Here is a 16,640-nt window from a genome sequence, read left to right on the forward strand (position 1 = left end):
CATGCAAGGCGCATCGCTTCGTCATCAGCAACCCGCTCCCGGCCGCAAGCCGGTGCCGCGTGGTGCCAGTCGAATGGTGGCTAAAGAGCCGATGTCGGCGCGCCTGCCGAAAGCCAACTTTGGTTTTCTCAAGGCCCTGTTCTGGCCGGTGCTGTTGGTGGCGTTGGGCTTTGGCACCTATGAAGGTGCACAGCGCCTGTTGCCGTATGCCGACCGCCCGATCACCAAGATCAGCGTGCAGGGCGACTTGAGCTACATCAGCCAGCAAGCGGTGCAGCAGCGGATCGCGCCTTTTGTTGCGGCGAGCTTCTTCACCATCGACCTGGCCGGCATGCGTGCCGAACTGGAACAGATGCCGTGGATTGCCCACGCCGAAGTACGGCGCGTGTGGCCGGATCAAGTGACGATCCGCCTGGAAGAACAACTGCCCGTGGCCCGTTGGGGCGACGAAGCGCTGTTGAACAACCAGGGCCAGGCGTTCAACCCGCGTGAGCTGGCCAACTACGAGCATTTGCCGCAGTTGTTCGGACCACAACGGGCACAGCAGCAAGTGATGCAGCAGTACCAGGCGTTGAGCCAGATGCTGCGGCCACTGGGCTTCTCCATTGCGCGCCTGGAATTGCGCGAACGGGGCAGCTGGTTTTTGACCACCGGGGCAGGCAGTTCCGGCCCGGGCATCGAGTTGTTGCTGGGACGCGACCACTTAGTGGAGAAGATGCGCCGCTTTATCGCCATCTACGACAAAACCTTGAAAGAACAGATTACGAACATTGCGAGCATCGACCTGCGTTACGCCAACGGCCTTGCCGTTAGCTGGCGCGAACCGGCTGCGCCCACGACAGCGCAGCCCGCTGTCGCGAAGAATTAAGAAGAGGCAGGACCCATGGCAAACGTGCAAAGCGGCAAAATGATCGTCGGTCTCGATATCGGCACCTCCAAGGTGGTGGCGCTGGTAGGCGAGGTCGCGGACGACGGCACGCTGGAAATCGTCGGAATCGGCACGCATCCGTCCCGGGGCCTGAAGAAGGGCGTGGTGGTCAACATTGAATCCACCGTGCAATCGATCCAGCGTGCCATCGAAGAAGCGCAACTGATGGCCGGCTGCCGGATTCACTCGGCGTTCGTCGGTGTGGCGGGCAATCACATCCGCAGCCTGAACTCCCACGGCATCGTGGCGATTCGCGACCGTGAAGTCAGCTCGGCCGACCTTGAGCGCGTCCTCGACGCCGCCCAGGCTGTGGCGATCCCGGCTGACCAGCGTGTGCTGCACACCTTGCCGCAGGACTACGTGATCGATAACCAGGAAGGCGTGCGTGAGCCCCTGGGCATGTCGGGCGTACGCCTGGAAGCCAAGGTCCACGTCGTGACTTGCGCGGTGAATGCGGCACAGAACATTGAAAAATGCGTGCGCCGCTGCGGCCTGGAAATCGACGACATCATTCTCGAGCAACTGGCTTCGGCCTACTCGGTCCTGACCGACGACGAAAAAGAGCTGGGCGTGTGCCTGGTGGACATCGGCGGTGGCACCACCGATATCGCGATCTTCACCGAGGGTGCGATCCGTCACACCGCCGTGATCCCGATTGCCGGTGACCAGGTGACCAACGACATCGCCATGGCGCTGCGTACACCGACCCAGTACGCCGAAGAAATCAAGATCCGCTACGCCTGCGCCCTGGCCAAGCTGGCCGGTGCCGGTGAAACCATCAAGGTGCCGAGCGTGGGCGACCGCCCACCGCGCGAACTGTCGCGCCAGGCCCTGGCCGAAGTGGTCGAGCCGCGCTATGACGAACTGTTCACCCTGATCCAGGCTGAACTGCGCCGCAGTGGCTACGAAGATTTAATCCCGGCCGGCATCGTGCTGACCGGTGGCACCTCGAAGATGGAAGGCGCGGTCGAACTGGCCGAGGAAATCTTCCACATGCCGGTCCGCCTGGGCGTGCCCCATGGCGTCAAGGGCCTGGGCGACGTGGTGCGCAACCCGATTTATTCCACCGGTGTGGGCTTGCTGTTGTATGGCCTGCAAAAGCAGACCGACGGCATTTCCCTGTCGGGCATTGGCAGCCGCGAAAGCTATAGCAGTGACGAGCCCAAAGCGCCGTTGCTGGAGCGTCTGCAGGCTTGGGTGAAGGGCAATTTCTAAAGATTTACCGCAACACCGTTTCAAGTAGTAGGCGAAAAAACTAGAGAAATGAAGGAGAGGGAAAATGTTCGAACTCGTAGACAACATCCCCGCAAGCCCGGTTATTAAAGTAATCGGTGTCGGCGGTGGCGGCGGCAACGCTGTCAACCATATGGTCAAGAGCAACATTGAAGGCGTTGAATTCATCTGCGCCAACACTGATGCCCAGGCGCTCAAAAGCATCGGCGCGCGGACCATCCTGCAATTGGGCACAGCCGTGACCAAGGGCCTGGGCGCTGGCGCCAATCCGGAAGTCGGCCGTCAAGCCGCCCTGGAAGACCGCGAGCGTATTGCCGAAGTGCTGCAAGGCACCAACATGGTGTTCATCACCACCGGCATGGGCGGCGGTACCGGTACCGGTGCGGCGCCAATCATTGCCGAAGTGGCCAAGGAAATGGGGATCCTGACCGTCGCAGTCGTGACCCGTCCGTTCCCGTTCGAAGGCCGCAAGCGCATGCAGATCGCCGACGAAGGTATCCGTCTGCTGTCTGAAAGCGTTGACTCGTTGATCACCATCCCCAACGAAAAACTGCTGACCATCCTCGGTAAAGACGCAAGCCTGCTGTCGGCTTTCGCCAAGGCTGACGACGTCCTGGCCGGTGCCGTTCGCGGTATCTCCGACATCATCAAGCGTCCGGGCATGATCAACGTCGACTTTGCCGACGTACGTACGGTCATGAGCGAAATGGGCATGGCGATGATGGGCACTGGCTGCGCCAGCGGTCCTAACCGTGCACGTGAAGCGACCGAAGCGGCCATCCGCAACCCGTTGCTGGAAGACGTGAACCTGCAAGGTGCACGCGGCATCCTGGTGAACATCACCGCCGGTCCCGACCTGTCCCTGGGCGAGTACTCCGACGTGGGTAGCATTATCGAAGCCTTCGCTTCCGAGCACGCGATGGTCAAGGTCGGTACCGTTATCGATCCGGACATGCGCGACGAACTGCATGTGACCGTGGTTGCCACAGGTCTGGGCGCAAAAATCGAGAAACCTGTGAAGGTTATCGACAATACCGTGCACACCAGCCAGGCCTCGGCCGCCGCTCCAGCACCTGCTCGCCAGGAACTGCCGTCGGTGAACTACCGTGATCTGGATCGTCCGACCGTGATGCGCAACCAGGCCCAGGCCGGTGCTGCGGCGTCCCGTAGCCCGAATCCGCAAGATGATCTGGACTACCTGGACATCCCGGCTTTCCTGCGTCGTCAGGCCGATTAATGGAATGTATCAGGGCTATGAAGGTGATTGGTGTTCAGCAAAGGTCTGGTCTGCTATTATCGCCAGCCTTTGTTGATACCAGTTCGCAATTTGCGCTGAAGCGGTCCAAGCCATGATTAAACAACGCACCCTGAAGAATATTATCCGTGCCACAGGTGTAGGTCTGCACTCCGGGGAGAAGGTATATCTGACTCTCAAGCCCGCACCTGTCGACACCGGCATCGTGTTTGTTCGTGCCGACCTGGACCCTGTGGTGCAGATTCCTGCTCGCGCGGAAAACGTTGGCGAAACCACCATGTCGACCACATTGGTCAACGGTGACGTCAAAGTGGACACGGTGGAGCACTTGCTCTCGGCCATGGCTGGCCTGGGCATCGATAACGCCTACGTCGAGCTCTCCGCGTCTGAAGTCCCGATCATGGATGGTAGCGCTGGACCTTTCGTATTCCTGATTCAATCTGCCGGCCTGGAAGAACAGGACGCAGCCAAGAAGTTCATTCGCATTCTGCGGGAAGTGACAGTAGAAGACGGCGACAAGCGCGCCACCTTCGTCCCGTTCGAAGGCTTTAAAGTGAGCTTTGAGATCGATTTCGATCACCCGGTATTCCGTGACCGCACCCAAAGTGCAAGCGTGGATTTTTCCAGCACTTCGTTTGTAAAAGAAGTCAGCCGCGCCCGTACCTTTGGTTTCATGAGTGACATCGAGTACCTGCGCAAGCACAACCTCGCACTCGGCGGCAGCGTGGAAAACGCCATCGTGGTCGACGCGGATGGTGTACTGAACGAAGACGGCCTTCGCTATGAAGACGAATTCGTGAAGCACAAGATCCTCGATGCAATTGGTGACCTCTACCTGTTGGGCAATAGCCTGATAGGCGAGTTCAAAGGCTTCAAGTCGGGCCATGCACTGAACAACCAGCTCCTGCGCAAGTTGATTGAGCAGAAAGACGCTTGGGAAGTCGTGACCTTCGAAGATGCCAGCACCGCACCGATCTCTTACATGCGTCCCGTTGCGGCGGTGTAAGTAACAACTCTCTTTCTTTAGTTTTTAAAGGCTGCCTTCGGGTGGCCTTTTTTTATTGGCAAACATCCCCCTGTAGGAGCCGGCTTGCCGGCGATGAGGCCCCTGAACCTTGCACTGACCATCCGGCCGCCATCGCCGGCCAGCCGGCTCCTACATTCAAGGCGCCAGCAGTGTGGCCGCATCGACCACGCGGTTGCGCCCACTATTTTTCGCCTCATACAACGCCCGGTCAGCACTGAGCAGCAACTGCTCCAATGACGCGCTGCTGCGTTTGTCCCAGGTGCTCAAGCCGATACTCACCGTAACTGGCTCACTATCACCCGCAACCGGCGGCAAGTGCTGGATCCCCTGGCGGATACGCTCAGCAATCGCCCAGGCACCGCTGGCGTCGGTATGCGGCAGGATCACCGCAAACTCTTCACCGCCATAGCGCGCCGCGAGGTCGGCCGGGCGGCGGATGTGGCTGCCGATCACCTGTGCCACGCTGCGCAACGCTTCGTCGCCGCCCTGGTGGCCGTGGCGGTCGTTGAAGGCCTTGAAGTGGTCGACGTCGATCATCAACAGGGCCAAGGGCTCGGTCGAGCGGCGCGCGCGCTCCCATTCCAGGGCCAGGCGCTGGTCGAGGATGCGGCGGTTGGCCAGGCCGGTCAGGCCGTCGGTGGCTGCCAGTTCTGACAGTACTTTCTCGGCACGGTAGCGACGCCGCAGTTCCAGGCGCAACATCCAGCTCAGCCACAGCAGGCCCACACACAACACCCCGGTGGCCCCCGCCGTCAGCCACGCGGCGCGTTGCCAGGCGGCGAATACATCGTCGCTGGCCAAGGCCACTACCACGATCAATGGCAACCGGCCCACATTGGTAAAGGTGTAGAGCCGTGGGGTGCCACTGATCGCAGAGATGGCCCGGAAGCTGCCGCTGCCTTCTTGCAGCATGCGCTTGAAGTTGGGGCGTGAGCTCAGATCCTTGTCGATCATGTCCCTCTCGAGCAGGGGTTGCTGGGCCAGCAGGATGCCCTGGTTGTTCAGCAGATTGATGGTGTTACCGCTGCCGATGGTCAGGCTGCTGAACAATTGGTCGAAATATGCCAGGCGCATGGTCGCCACGGCCACCCCGGCAAACTCACCGTCGGGCCCGGTCACGCGGCGGCTGAAGGCGATGCGCCAGATCTGCTCGCAATCACAGCGGATCTTGAACGGGCGGCTGATAAACAGCCCGGCGTCGGGGTTCTGTTGATGGACCTGGAAATAGTCGCGGTTGGCGAAGTTGCGCCGCGTAGGTGCCAGTGTGGATGAGTCGGCAAGCACCGCGCCCTGGGCGTCCAGCAGCAAGACTTCGCCTTTGTACGGCGCCGCAGTGGACTGGTCGAATTGGAGTTGGTGCCGCACATCGCCCGGCAGCCCTGACATGTCCTTGCCGGCTGCCGCAATCAGGCCTTGCAACGCCAGGTCATAGAGCTCGACGTTGCGCAGCACATCGGCATTGATCAACTGGGTGATATTGCTGGTGGAACGCTGGGCGGTCTGCAGTGTGCTGGCATGTTCGCGGATCAGCAGCACGGCAACGATGATCAGGATCAGGGTAACTGTGAGACCACTGCCCAGAATCAGCAAAAGCTCCGGGCGTGCAGGCAGGTTAAGGGCGCGGCGTTGACTCATCGGACTGACTTCGGCGGTGACGATGATGGCAGTTTAGTTCCGCGCGCCTTAAATTAAGTCATTGGCGAAAAAGATAATTGGCCGTCAGAACACATTGATCGGGTAGTCGATGATCACCCGATACTCATCCACATCACGGTCCACCGCCGAGTAGCCATTGCTGCCGCGGTTGGTAGCCCATTGCAGGCGTACCGCCAGGTCCTTGGCCTTGCCGCCCTGCACCACGTACTTGAGGTCGATATCGCGCTCCCAGTGCTTGGCGTTCTTGCCATCGGCGCTGTACCAGGCCGAGTAGCCGCGGCTGTTGGGGTCGACTTTGGTCAGGTCGGTCTTGCCGCTGATGTAGGACACCGCCGAGGTCAGGCCGGGTACGCCAAGACCAGCGAAGTCATAGGCGTACTTGAGTTTCCACGAGCGCTCGTTGGGGCCGTTGAAGTCCGAGTATTGCTGGGAGTTGTCCAGGTACACGCTGTCGCCCTGGGCGATGTAGTCGAACGGCGTGTTGCCATTGACCCGCTGGTACGCGGCCGTGACGCTGTGATTGCCCACGCCCACGGTGAAATGCAGGCTGTAGGTGTTGTTGTCGATATCTCCCAGCAGGGCATTGCCGGTGTCTTGGGTGTGGTAGAAGTGCAGGCCCGGGTTGAGGCTGACCAGGTCATTGAGCGCGTAGGTGTAGTCCAGGTCGTAGTAGTACTGGTTCCACACGTCCTTGAGTTCGGAGGCGTACAGGTTGCTGGTCAGCCCTGGCAGACCGCTCCACGCCACGCCGGCCCAGTTCATGTGCTGGCTGTCCTGGCCCTTGGGCAGTGCGCCATAGCTGGTGCCGATGCGCCCATGGCCACTCTGGTTGTAGAGCTTGGCAAAACTGGCCTGGCCGCCTTCGAACATCCAGCCGTCAAGGCTGTGGTTGGTCAGGCTGACGCCACGAAAGGTCTCGGGCAGCATGCGCGTCATGCCGCCAGCAATCACCGGGTTGTTGAGGAACAGGTCGCCGGCCTTCAGCTCGGTATCCAAGGCGCGGATTTTCAGGGTGCCGCCACCGGTAGAAAACGAGCCCGGCGCTTTGCCGCTGCCGCTGCCGTACGGCAGGATGCTGGAGCCGTCGGTACCGCCACCGCCGTCCAGCTTCAGGCCGAGCATGCCATGCACATCCAGGCCCAAACCCACGGTGCCCTGGGTGTAGCCGGATTCGAAGATGCCGAGGAAGCCTTGGCCCCACTCTTTGCTGTCGTTGATGTGAATGTCGCGGCGGTCGCGATTCATGTAGTAGTTGCGGGTGTTGATAGTGAGGCTTGAACCTTCGACGAATCCGTCGGCGGGAGGGGCATCTGCTGCAAGGGCGAGCGGGGAGATAGTTGCTGCAATCGCGAGGAATAACGGGGTGAATGTCAGCGCGGGTTTCACCGGGGGAGCTCCTTTGGGTAAGTCTGAACGGCCAATGTCGTGGGGTGTTCCTGGCCTTTTTTACGGCAAAAAAAAGCCGCTGAAGTCAGCGGCTTTAAGACAGATTCCCAGTGTAGAGCCCTGGAAATAAGTCGAGGGAAATGGCAGGGCGGGTCGGCTGTCTTTGCCGTCTCGCTCGTCGATGCGACATATTGGCGCAGGCGAGCGGTACGGTACAGAGTGTAACAAGATAATGACTGTTGCCCAAACCGCAACAGTCAAGACAGCGAAGATCAACTGTAGGAGCCGGCTTGCCGGCGATAGCAGTGGATTAGTGATGAATAAGTCGACTGACTGGCCGCCATCGCCGGCAAGCCGGCTCCTACAGTAGGCCGAGGTGTTTATACGGGCAGGCTGATGCCAAACGTAATGCCCCCGTGCTCACTGCGCACAAACACATCCCCGCCATGCATCAACGCAATTGCCTTGACGATCGCCAGTCCCAACCCATGATTGGCCCCGCTGTTGCTGCGCGAGGCGTCGACGCGGTAGAAGCGCTCGAACAAGCGGGGCAGATGCTCGCTGGCAATCAGCTCACCTGGATTGGTCACGCCAATCAGCACCTGTTGTTCCTGCGCTTCAATCCGCACCTCGATCACCTGCCCCGGCGAGGTGTGCTGCACGGCATTGTTCAGCAGGTTGATCAGGGCCCGGCGCAAATGGGCTTTTTCGATCCGGACCAAGGCATCGCCGTCCACCGTGACCTGCACCTGGGCGTCTTCGAGGATGAAATCCAGGTAGTCGAGGGTGGTCGCCACCTCATCGGCCAGGGAGCTTTCGATCAGCTTGGTGGCCTTGCTGCCCTGGTCGGCGCTGGCCAGGAACAGCATGTCATTGATGATCGAGCGCAGGCGCTCCAACTCTTCCAGGTTCGATTGCAGCACTTCGAAGTAATGTTCGGCCGAGCGGCCACGGGTCAGCGCAACCTGGGTCTGGCCGATCAGGTTGGTCAGCGGCGAGCGCAGTTCGTGGGCTACGTCGGCATTGAAGGATTCCAGGCGCGAGTACGCGGTTTCCACGCGCTCCAGGGTCGAGTTGAAGGAGTTGACGAACTGCTTGAGCTCCGGCGGCAATGGTGACAACTGCAAGCGCCCGGACAGTTTTGGCGGTGCCAGTTTTTGCGCTTCGTCCGAGAGTTTGATCAAAGGCTTGAGACCGATGCGCGCGACCCAAAAGCCCAGCAGCGAAGCCAGCACTACGCCGACAAACGCCAGGCTGATCAACGCCATCAGCAGATGGTGCTGGGTGGCGCGGAAGTTGGCGGTGTCGATGGCGATCATAAAGCGCAGCGGCGGGCGCTGGTCTTTGGCCGGGAACTGGCTGACCAGCACCTTGAACGGATACGCATGCCCCGGCAGGTACAAATCACGCTTGCCCGTGGGGCCGGCGGCGAATTCGCGGATGCGTGCGTCCGGGTTGCCGTATTCGTAGGTCGGGTCACTGCTCACCACCCAGAAACGAATCCGTGTGTCCTCTTCCCCCAGCAGCTTGAGTTTGCTGGTCATCTTCACCCAGTGATCCGGCGTGCCGAAACGCGTGATCGACGACTCCAGCACACTGTAGCGCGCATCCAGCTCGGCCCCCGGCAACAAGCCCAGGCCACGGTCCACCTGCTGGTACAGCGCGCCGCCGATCAGCAGGAAAATCACCAGCGCGACCAGGGTGAACATGCCGCTCAGGCGCAGGGCAATCGAGTTACTCGACACTGCGGTTCTCCAGCACATAGCCCATGCCACGAATAGTGTGCAGTAGCTTGTGTTCGAAGGGCCCATCGAGCTTGGCCCGCAGGCGCTTGATCGCCACTTCGACCACATTGGCATCGCTGTCGAAATTGATGTCCCAGACCATTTCTGCAATCGCCGTCTTGGACAGGATCTCGCCCTGGCGCCGGGCCAGGACGCTGAGCAGCGAGAACTCCTTGGCGGTCAGGTCCAGGCGCAGGCCGGCGCGGCTGGCCTTGCGGCTGATCAGGTCGATCCACAGGTCGGCGATGGTCACCTGCACCGGTTCATGCCCGCCGCTGCGGCGGGTCAGGGCTTGCAGGCGTGCCACCAGTTCGAGGAAGGAAAACGGCTTGCCCAGGTAATCGTCGGCCCCTTCGCGCAGGCCACGAATGCGGTCTTCCACACGCTCGCGGGCGGTGAGCATGATCACCGGGGTCTGCTTGCGTGCCCGCAGTGCGCGCAGCACGCCAAAACCGTCGAGGCCGGGCAGCATCACATCGAGCACGATCACCGCGTAGTCGCTCTCCAGGGCCAGGTGCAGGCCCTCGATGCCGTCGCGGGCCACGTCCACGGTGTAGCCTTGTTCCGTCAGCCCGCGATGCAGGTAGTCGGCGGTTTTTTCTTCGTCTTCAATAATCAGGACGCGCATGACCCCGCCTCAATGTGTGGTCGCCAGCCCAGGGGCCGGTGTGGGTCTATGGAAAAGTTTCTCAAGGTACAAGTATATGACCGGCGTGGTGAACAGGGTCAGCGCCTGGCTCACCAGCAACCCGCCGACCACCGCGATGCCCAACGGCTGGCGCAATTCCGCGCCGGGACCTGCGCCGAGCATCAGCGGCACCGCGCCCAGCAGGGCGGCGAGGGTGGTCATGATGATCGGTCGAAAGCGAGTGATACAGGCCTCGTAAATCGCATCGCCAGGCGCCAGCCCGCGAACGCGCTGGGCCTCCAGGGCAAAGTCGATCATCAGGATGCCGTTTTTCTTGACGATGCCGATCAACAGCACCAGCCCGATCAAGGCCATGATGGAAAAGTCCTGGCCCAGCAGCCACAGCATGATCAACGCACCCAGGCCGGCAGAGGGCAGGGTCGAGATGATGGTCAGCGGGTGTACGAAACTCTCATACAGCACGCCGAGGATGATATAGACCGCCACCAGCGCCGCGAGGATCAGCCACGGCTGGCTGGCCAATGAACTCTGGAACGCCTGGGCCGCGCCCTGGAAATTGCCGATGATGGTGCTCGGCATGCCGATCTCGTTCTTCGCCTGGTCGAGCATGATCACCGCGTCACCCAGGGCCACGCCCGGCGCCAGGTTGAACGACAGGTTGGCCGCCGGGAACATGCCGTCATGGCTGATGGACAACGGCCCGACCGTCGGCGGATCGACCTTGGCCAGCGCCGACAGCGGCACCATTTCGCCGCTCAGGGGCGAGCGCAGGTAGAAGTAGTTCAGGCTCTCGGCCTTGCCCCGTTGCTGGCTGTCCAGTTCCAGCACCACCTGGTACTGGTTGGTCTCGGTCTGGAACTCATTGACCTGGCGTTGGCCGAACGCATCGTACAGCGCCTGGTCGACATCGGTGGCGGTCAGGCCGAAACGCGCGGCGGCTTGGCGGTCGATGCTGATGTGGGTGATGCTGCCGCCCAGTTGCAGGTCGTTGGACAGGTCGCGAAAGGCCGGGTTGGCGCGCAGTTTTTCGGTGAGGCGCTGGGTCCAGGTGTTCAGGGTCGCACCATCGTTGCTCTTGAGCACGTACTGGTACTGGCTGCGGCTGGGTCCGGAGCTGAGGTTGATGTCCTGGCCGGCGCGCAGGTACAGCACGATCCCCGGGACCTGGGCCAGCTTGGCGCGGATCCGGTCGATAAACTGGCTGGCGGACACGTCGCGATCACCGCGATCTTTCAAGGCAATCCAGAAGCGGCCGTTGGCGATGGTCTGGTTGCTGCCGGTCACGCCCACCGAGTGAGAAAAGTTTTCCACCGCCGGGTCAGCCTTGATGATCTCGGCCAACGCCTGGTGCTTGGCCACCATATCCGGGTAGGACACATCGGCCGCCGCCTCGCTGGTGCCAAGAATGAAACCGGTGTCTTGTACCGGGAAAAACCCCTTGGGGATAAACACGTAGCCGGCCACGGCCAGGCCCAGGGTCACGACGAAGATACCGAGCATCGTGCGTGGATGGGCCAGCGCCCGGCGCAGGTTCCTCGCGTACCCGGCCAGCAGGCGTTCGCCAAACCCTGGCTTGTCATGGGGGTGGTGGGTCGGGGCGCGCATAAACTGCCCGGCCAGCATCGGCGCCAGGGTCAGGGACACCACCACCGAAATCAGGATGGTCGAGGTCGCGGTCAAGGCAAATTCCTTGAACAGGCGCCCGACCACGCCCCCCATGAACAGCAACGGGATAAACGCCGCCACCAGCGAGAAGCTGATGGACACCACGGTAAAACCGATCTCGCCGGCGCCCTTGATCGCTGCTTCACGCTTGTCCAGGCCGGCCTCAAGGTGACGGTGGATGTTCTCCACCACCACAATCGCATCGTCCACCACAAACCCCACGGCAATCACGATGGCCACCAGGGTCAGGTTGTTCAAGCTGAAACCCATCACGTACATCAAGGCAAAACTGGCGACCAGCGAGACCCCGAGCACGCTGGATACAATCAGGGTCGCCGACCACTGGCGCAGGAACAGCGCCATCACCGCCACCACCAGCAACACCGCGATCAACAAGGTGATTTCCACTTCATGCAGCGAGGCACGAATGGTCTTGGTGCGATCCGACAACGAGCTGACGTCCACCGACGCCGGCAGCATCGCCTGCAAGCGCGGCAGCTCGGCCTGGATGCGGTCCACGGTGTCGACGATATTGGCCCCCGGCTGACGGAAAATCACCAGGTTGACCCCCGGCGTATCACCGGACCAGGCCTGCACGTAGGCGTTTTCCGAACCGTTGATCACCCGTGCCACGTCGCGCAACTGCACCGGCGCGCCGTCCTTGTAGGAAACAATCAGGTCGCCGTATTCCTCGGGGTGGAACAGTTGGTCGTTGGTCGACAGCGTCGACACGCTGTCGCGCCCATACAGCGCGCCCTTGGCCAGGTTCAGGCTCGATTGCTGGAGGACCAGGCGGATGTCGGCCAGGGTCAGGCCGATGGCGGCGAGTTTGTCCGGCGAAGCCTGCACGCGAATCGCCGGGCGTTGCTGGCCGGTGATGCTGATCTGGCCGACCCCGTCGATCTGGCTGATCTGCCGGGCCAGCAGGGTTTCCACGTAGTCGCTCAGTTCGGTGCCGGGCATATTGTTGGAGCTGATACTGAGGATCAGCACCGGGCTGTCCGCCGGGTTGACCTTGCGCCACGTCGGCAGGTTGGGCATATCGCTGGGCAACTTGCCGGCTGCGGTGTTGATCGCCGCCTGTACTTCCTGGGCGGCGGTATCGATGCTTTTGTCGAGAGTAAATTGCAGGGTCAGGAGGCTGGAGCCCAGGGCGCTGCTTGAGGTCATCTGGGTCATGCCGGGGATGGCGCTGAATTGCACTTCCAGGGGCGTTGCCACCGAGGACGCCATGGTATCGGGGCTGGCGCCGGGCAGTTGGGCGGTGACCTGGATTGTCGGGAACTCCGCCTCCGGCAAGGGCGCGACGGGCAGGCGCGGAAAGGCGATCAAGCCCAGCAGCACCAGGGCAAAGGTCAGCAGCAGGGTCGCGACCGGATGGTCGACGCACCACGCCGATACCGAGCCACGGCCCTTCATGGCTGGGCCTGCGCTTGGGCGGTCTGGATCACTTGCGGCGGCTCCTTGAGCACCTCCACCTGGGCGCCGGCCTTGAGGCGTGACTGGCCGTCGCTGACCAGCACATCACCGGCCTGCACGCCGGTGACAATCGTCAATGCGCTGTTCTGATAGGCCACGTGCACCGGCACCACGTCCACCTTGTCGCCATTGAGGCGGTACACGAAGTGCGAGTCCATGCCGCGCTGGACCACGGTCGGCGGCACCACCAGGGCGGCCTTGTCGAGGGCGGTCTGAATCTTCACCGTGACCAGTTGCCCCGGCCACAGCGTTTGCGTGGCATTGCTGAACTCGGCCTTGGCGCGGATGGTGCCGGTGGTGGCGCTGATCTGGTTATCGATCAGGCTCAGGCGGCCTTCACCGAGCAGCACCGCCGCCGGGCTATCGGTGTCGGCGCCGAGGAAGGCATCGACACTGGCCGGGTGCTGCGCGGCGATCAGGCCTTGCAGGGTCGGCAGCATCTGTTGCGGCAGGGAAAACTCCACGGCGATCGGGTCGATCTGCGTCACCGAGAACAGGCCTTGGGCATCGCTGGTACGCAGGAAGTTGCCTTCATCCACATTGCGAATCCCCACCCGACCGCTGACGGGGGAGCGAATCTGCGTGTAGGAAAGCTGGACCTGAGCTGCATCAATCGCCGCCTGGTTGCCCAGGGCGGTGGCCTTGAGCTGGTTGACCAGGGCTTGCTGCTGGTCGTAAGTCTGCTTCGACACGCCGTCGTCGATGCTCAACTCCTTGTAGCGCTTGAGATTGACCTGCGCCACCTGCAGCTGCGCCTGGCTTTCGCCCAGTTGGGCCTTGGCCTGGTCGAGGCTGGCGCGGATCGCCCGGTCATCGATGCTTGCCAGCAGGTCACCGGTTTTTACCAATTGCCCTTCCTTGACCAGCAGTTTGGTGAGGATGCCGTCGACCTGCGGGCGAATTACCACACTGTGCAGCGACAGCACCGAGCCGATGCCGCTGACAAATCGCGGGATGTCCTGCTGCGTGACGCTGACCACCCGCACCGGGATCGCAGTCGAGGCAGACAGCTTGGTCTTGGCCGGCCGGGTCGAGACCCAGGCCACGACCGCCAGGGCCACGACGGCGAGCACAATCAAGGTGGTTTTGCGTTGAATGTGCATGGGCTCGCGGCGTCCGGACAGAGAATGGGAAGAGTGGAGGTTCTTTATAGCCTGCAAACCCGGTCAGCAAAGTGACCGTTAACTGACAGCGCTGTCAGCAAAGGTCGACCATTCGTACAGGCGGTGGTTAAAGATCCAGGGCGCGCAGGTATACTGCGCGCCAGTGTGGCCCGCAAGTCGGGCCCGCGTCATTTTTTGCACGCCCCGGAGCTTCCATGAATTCCCCGACACAACCGCCTGTTGAAAGCGCCGAACTCGCTGATCCAGACAGCCTCGACAGTGAAGCCAAACCGGTGATCCCGGCCTTCAAGTTCCCTTTCAAACCGGGTGAACTGGCCGGGGCGAAAGACAGCAATCAGCCGTGGTACAAAAACGGCGCGAAGAACGGCCACACCAAGACCCCCGGCATGGCGCCGCCGGGCACCCGTCGTTCGATGGGCAAACGCTGACTGCCTACAGCTCTTGCTGACTTTTCGCCTTGTCGGCCCATGACCTTTTCTTGAAAGCTTTCTCGATTCCCCTTCGCCGCGTCTGGTTGGCAGAAGTACCGGTTGAGGGAGCGGGTCTTTCAAGAAAGGGACTTCTTCATGGCTTTGGCAAAGATCTTCGTTTTATCCGTTGGGTCGCTGCTGTCGGGTGGTTTGTTTATAGGCGCAGCGACAGCTGCTGCAGCGCGCAGCGAAATCCGCTTCGCAATCTCCCCACTGTTTCCCCCCTATGAAAGCCGCGATGCCCAAGGCCAGTTGGTAGGCCTGAACATCGAGTTGGGCAATGCCCTGTGCGCCCAGCTCGACGCCCGTTGCACCTGGGTCGACCAGATTTTCACCCTTAGCATCGACGCCCTGGAAAGCCGGCGTTTCGATGCAATCATGGGCATGGCTTCAACCCCCCAGCGCCGGCAGTTGATCGACTTTACCGACGACCTGTACCCCCTCACCACACACCTGGTAGCCCGCAAGTATTCCGGCCTGCTGCCCACGGTGCGTGCCCTCAAGGGCAAGCGCGTGGGAGTACTTACCGGCAGCAATCGCGAAGCCTTTGCCCTGGCGCAATGGGCGCCGGCGGGCGTGATCATCAAGAGCTACTGGCTCAACGACCAGTTAATCCGCAGCCTGGTGGCCGGTGATATCGACGCGACGCTGCAAGGCACCACCGAAATCCGCCAGGAGCTGCTCGACACCGAGCAGGGGCAGCCATTTGATTTTGTCGGCCGGCCGGTCACCGGCCAACAGATGGGCACCGCCGTGGCCATCGGTGTGCGCAAGTCCGACCCGCAATTGCGCGGTGACCTCAACCGGGCGCTGGAGCAGCTCAAGCAGAGCGGCGAGCACCAGCGCATTCTCCAGCGCTATCTGCAGGAGGAGCCCGAGACGGCAGCGGCGCCGGAGGGCGACGGACCACACTTTTACCCCACTGAAATTGCGCTGCCTTTTTCCGAGGCAGTACGGGTTGGCAACACGCTGTACATTTCCAATATTGCGGGGCTGGATGTTCGCGGCAACCCGGTGAAGGGTGGCACTGGCGCGCAGATGAAGCAGGTGATGAAGACCCTGCACGACCTGTTGGAGCGTCATCATTCGTCGTTGGACCGGGTGGTCAAGTGCACCTTGATGCTGGCCGACCTGGATGACCTGGCCCTGGTCAACGAGGTGTACCTGGGCTACTTCGACCGTAGCCGGTTGCCCGCCCGCAGCGTACTGGCGGTGCGCCGCTTACCGCGCAGCGCGCGGGTGGCGCTGGAGTGCGTGGCCCTGACCGAGGAGTACCGCGAGCCGGAGGCAGCGGTAGCCAACTAAATGCGTGGAACATGAGCTGGATCAGTATTTGCTCAACCGGTGCGCTTAGAGTCGGTGCCCCTGCCGACTCCCTCAATAACCCCCGAGCGCGCTTTCCATGAAGATCAATCTCCCGGTCACGGGTCGAAGTGTTGACATTGCCTCAGACGCCAACATCCTTTCGACCACTGACTTAGGCAGTTCGATTACCTACGCCAACCAGGACTTTATCGACGTCAGCGGCTACAACCGCGAGGAATTGCTGGGCGCGCCACATAACCTGCTGCGTCACCCGGACATGCCGTCGGCGGCCTTTGCCCATATGTGGCAGACCCTCAAAAGCGGCCGCTCGTGGATGGGCATGGTGAAAAATCGCTGCAAGAACGGCGATCACTATTGGGTCAGCGCCTATGCCTCGCCGGTCACGCGCGACGGTGTCGCGGTGGAATACCAGTCGGTACGCACCAAGCCCGATGCGCGGCGGGTGATGGCGGCGGAGCGCGCTTACGCCCGCCTGCGCGCGGGTAGTCGGCGCTTGCGGCCAGTGCTGGAGATGCCCATGAAGTTGTCGCTGGTCACCGGTGCAACCTGCGCCCTGACCTGGGGAGTGGGGGCCGGGTTGGCGAGCTACTCGTGGGCCTTGCAGGTGCTGGGCCTGGCTGCGGTGGGCGCAGCGGGGGTATTGGGTATCAACCTGTTG

Annotated in this window: 12 protein-coding genes and 1 pseudogene; 7 read left to right on the forward strand and 6 right to left on the reverse strand. The window is 61.8% G+C overall.

What is annotated here, in order from left to right; translation table 11 throughout:
- The first annotated feature begins 1 nt into the window (after position 1).
- The 4 genes from HBO12_RS06730 (at position 2) to lpxC (ending at position 4,422) form a co-directional block, all read left to right on the forward strand.
- The gene (locus HBO12_RS06730; RefSeq protein ID WP_169956346.1) at positions 2-868 is read left to right on the forward strand and encodes a cell division protein FtsQ/DivIB; all 867 of its coding nucleotides are present in this window, start codon (positions 2-4) and stop codon (positions 866-868) included.
- A 15-nt stretch (positions 869-883) separates the two neighbouring features.
- Positions 884-2,143, forward strand: coding sequence for a cell division protein FtsA (ftsA, locus tag HBO12_RS06735; RefSeq protein WP_029297837.1), 1,260 nt, complete (start codon positions 884-886; stop codon positions 2,141-2,143).
- A gap of 64 nt (positions 2,144-2,207) precedes the next feature.
- On the forward strand, positions 2,208-3,398 hold the full coding sequence (gene ftsZ, locus HBO12_RS06740) for a cell division protein FtsZ (RefSeq protein WP_057444456.1): 1,191 nt from the start codon (positions 2,208-2,210) through the stop codon (positions 3,396-3,398).
- Between the two features lie 112 nt (positions 3,399-3,510).
- Entirely contained in the window at positions 3,511-4,422 is a 912-nt protein-coding gene (gene lpxC / locus HBO12_RS06745; RefSeq protein ID WP_029297841.1) for a UDP-3-O-acyl-N-acetylglucosamine deacetylase, read from the forward strand.
- A 156-nt stretch (positions 4,423-4,578) separates the two neighbouring features.
- On the opposite strand, the gene HBO12_RS06750 is transcribed toward lpxC, so the two are convergent.
- From HBO12_RS06750 to HBO12_RS06775, 6 genes are all read right to left on the reverse strand, one after another.
- A complete protein-coding gene (locus HBO12_RS06750) occupies positions 4,579-6,078 on the reverse strand; it encodes a sensor domain-containing diguanylate cyclase (RefSeq protein ID WP_170041759.1) in 1,500 nt (499 codons plus the stop codon).
- Positions 6,079-6,162: 84 nt separating this feature from the next.
- Positions 6,163-7,485, reverse strand: a complete 1,323-nt coding sequence (locus HBO12_RS06755) for an OprD family outer membrane porin (protein WP_169956342.1) — start codon at positions 7,483-7,485, stop codon at positions 6,163-6,165.
- Between the two features lie 380 nt (positions 7,486-7,865).
- Entirely contained in the window at positions 7,866-9,230 is a 1,365-nt protein-coding gene (locus tag HBO12_RS06760; protein ID WP_170041760.1) for a heavy metal sensor histidine kinase, read from the reverse strand.
- A complete protein-coding gene (locus HBO12_RS06765) occupies positions 9,220-9,897 on the reverse strand; it encodes a heavy metal response regulator transcription factor (protein ID WP_169956339.1) in 678 nt (225 codons plus the stop codon). Before HBO12_RS06765 ends, HBO12_RS06760 begins: the two co-directional genes overlap by 11 nt.
- Before the next feature lie 9 nt (positions 9,898-9,906).
- Entirely contained in the window at positions 9,907-13,002 is a 3,096-nt protein-coding gene (locus tag HBO12_RS06770; protein WP_169956337.1) for a multidrug efflux RND transporter permease subunit, read from the reverse strand.
- Positions 12,999-14,165, reverse strand: a complete 1,167-nt coding sequence (locus HBO12_RS06775; RefSeq protein ID WP_170041761.1) for an efflux RND transporter periplasmic adaptor subunit — start codon at positions 14,163-14,165, stop codon at positions 12,999-13,001. The genes HBO12_RS06770 and HBO12_RS06775 overlap by 4 nt, the downstream gene beginning before the upstream one ends.
- Positions 14,166-14,380: 215 nt before the next feature.
- Here HBO12_RS06775 and HBO12_RS06780 point away from each other — a divergent pair, with 215 nt between their 5' ends.
- The 3 genes and pseudogenes from HBO12_RS06780 to HBO12_RS28690 form a co-directional block, all read left to right on the forward strand.
- Complete coding sequence (locus HBO12_RS06780) at positions 14,381-14,614, forward strand: hypothetical protein (protein WP_057438192.1); 234 nt, start codon at positions 14,381-14,383, stop codon at positions 14,612-14,614.
- A gap of 138 nt (positions 14,615-14,752) precedes the next feature.
- Positions 14,753-15,961 carry a transporter substrate-binding domain-containing protein gene (locus tag HBO12_RS06785; protein ID WP_170041762.1) on the forward strand — a complete coding sequence of 403 codons (1,209 nt, stop codon included), beginning with the start codon at positions 14,753-14,755 and terminating at the stop codon, positions 15,959-15,961.
- A gap of 97 nt (positions 15,962-16,058) precedes the next feature.
- Positions 16,059-16,340 (forward strand): annotated as a pseudogene (locus HBO12_RS28690) (PAS domain-containing protein); the annotation flags it as partial.
- Positions 16,341-16,640 lie beyond the last annotated feature (300 nt).

It is taken from the genome of Pseudomonas sp. WS 5059 (genome assembly GCF_012985525.1).
Taxonomy (GTDB): domain Bacteria; phylum Pseudomonadota; class Gammaproteobacteria; order Pseudomonadales; family Pseudomonadaceae; genus Aquipseudomonas.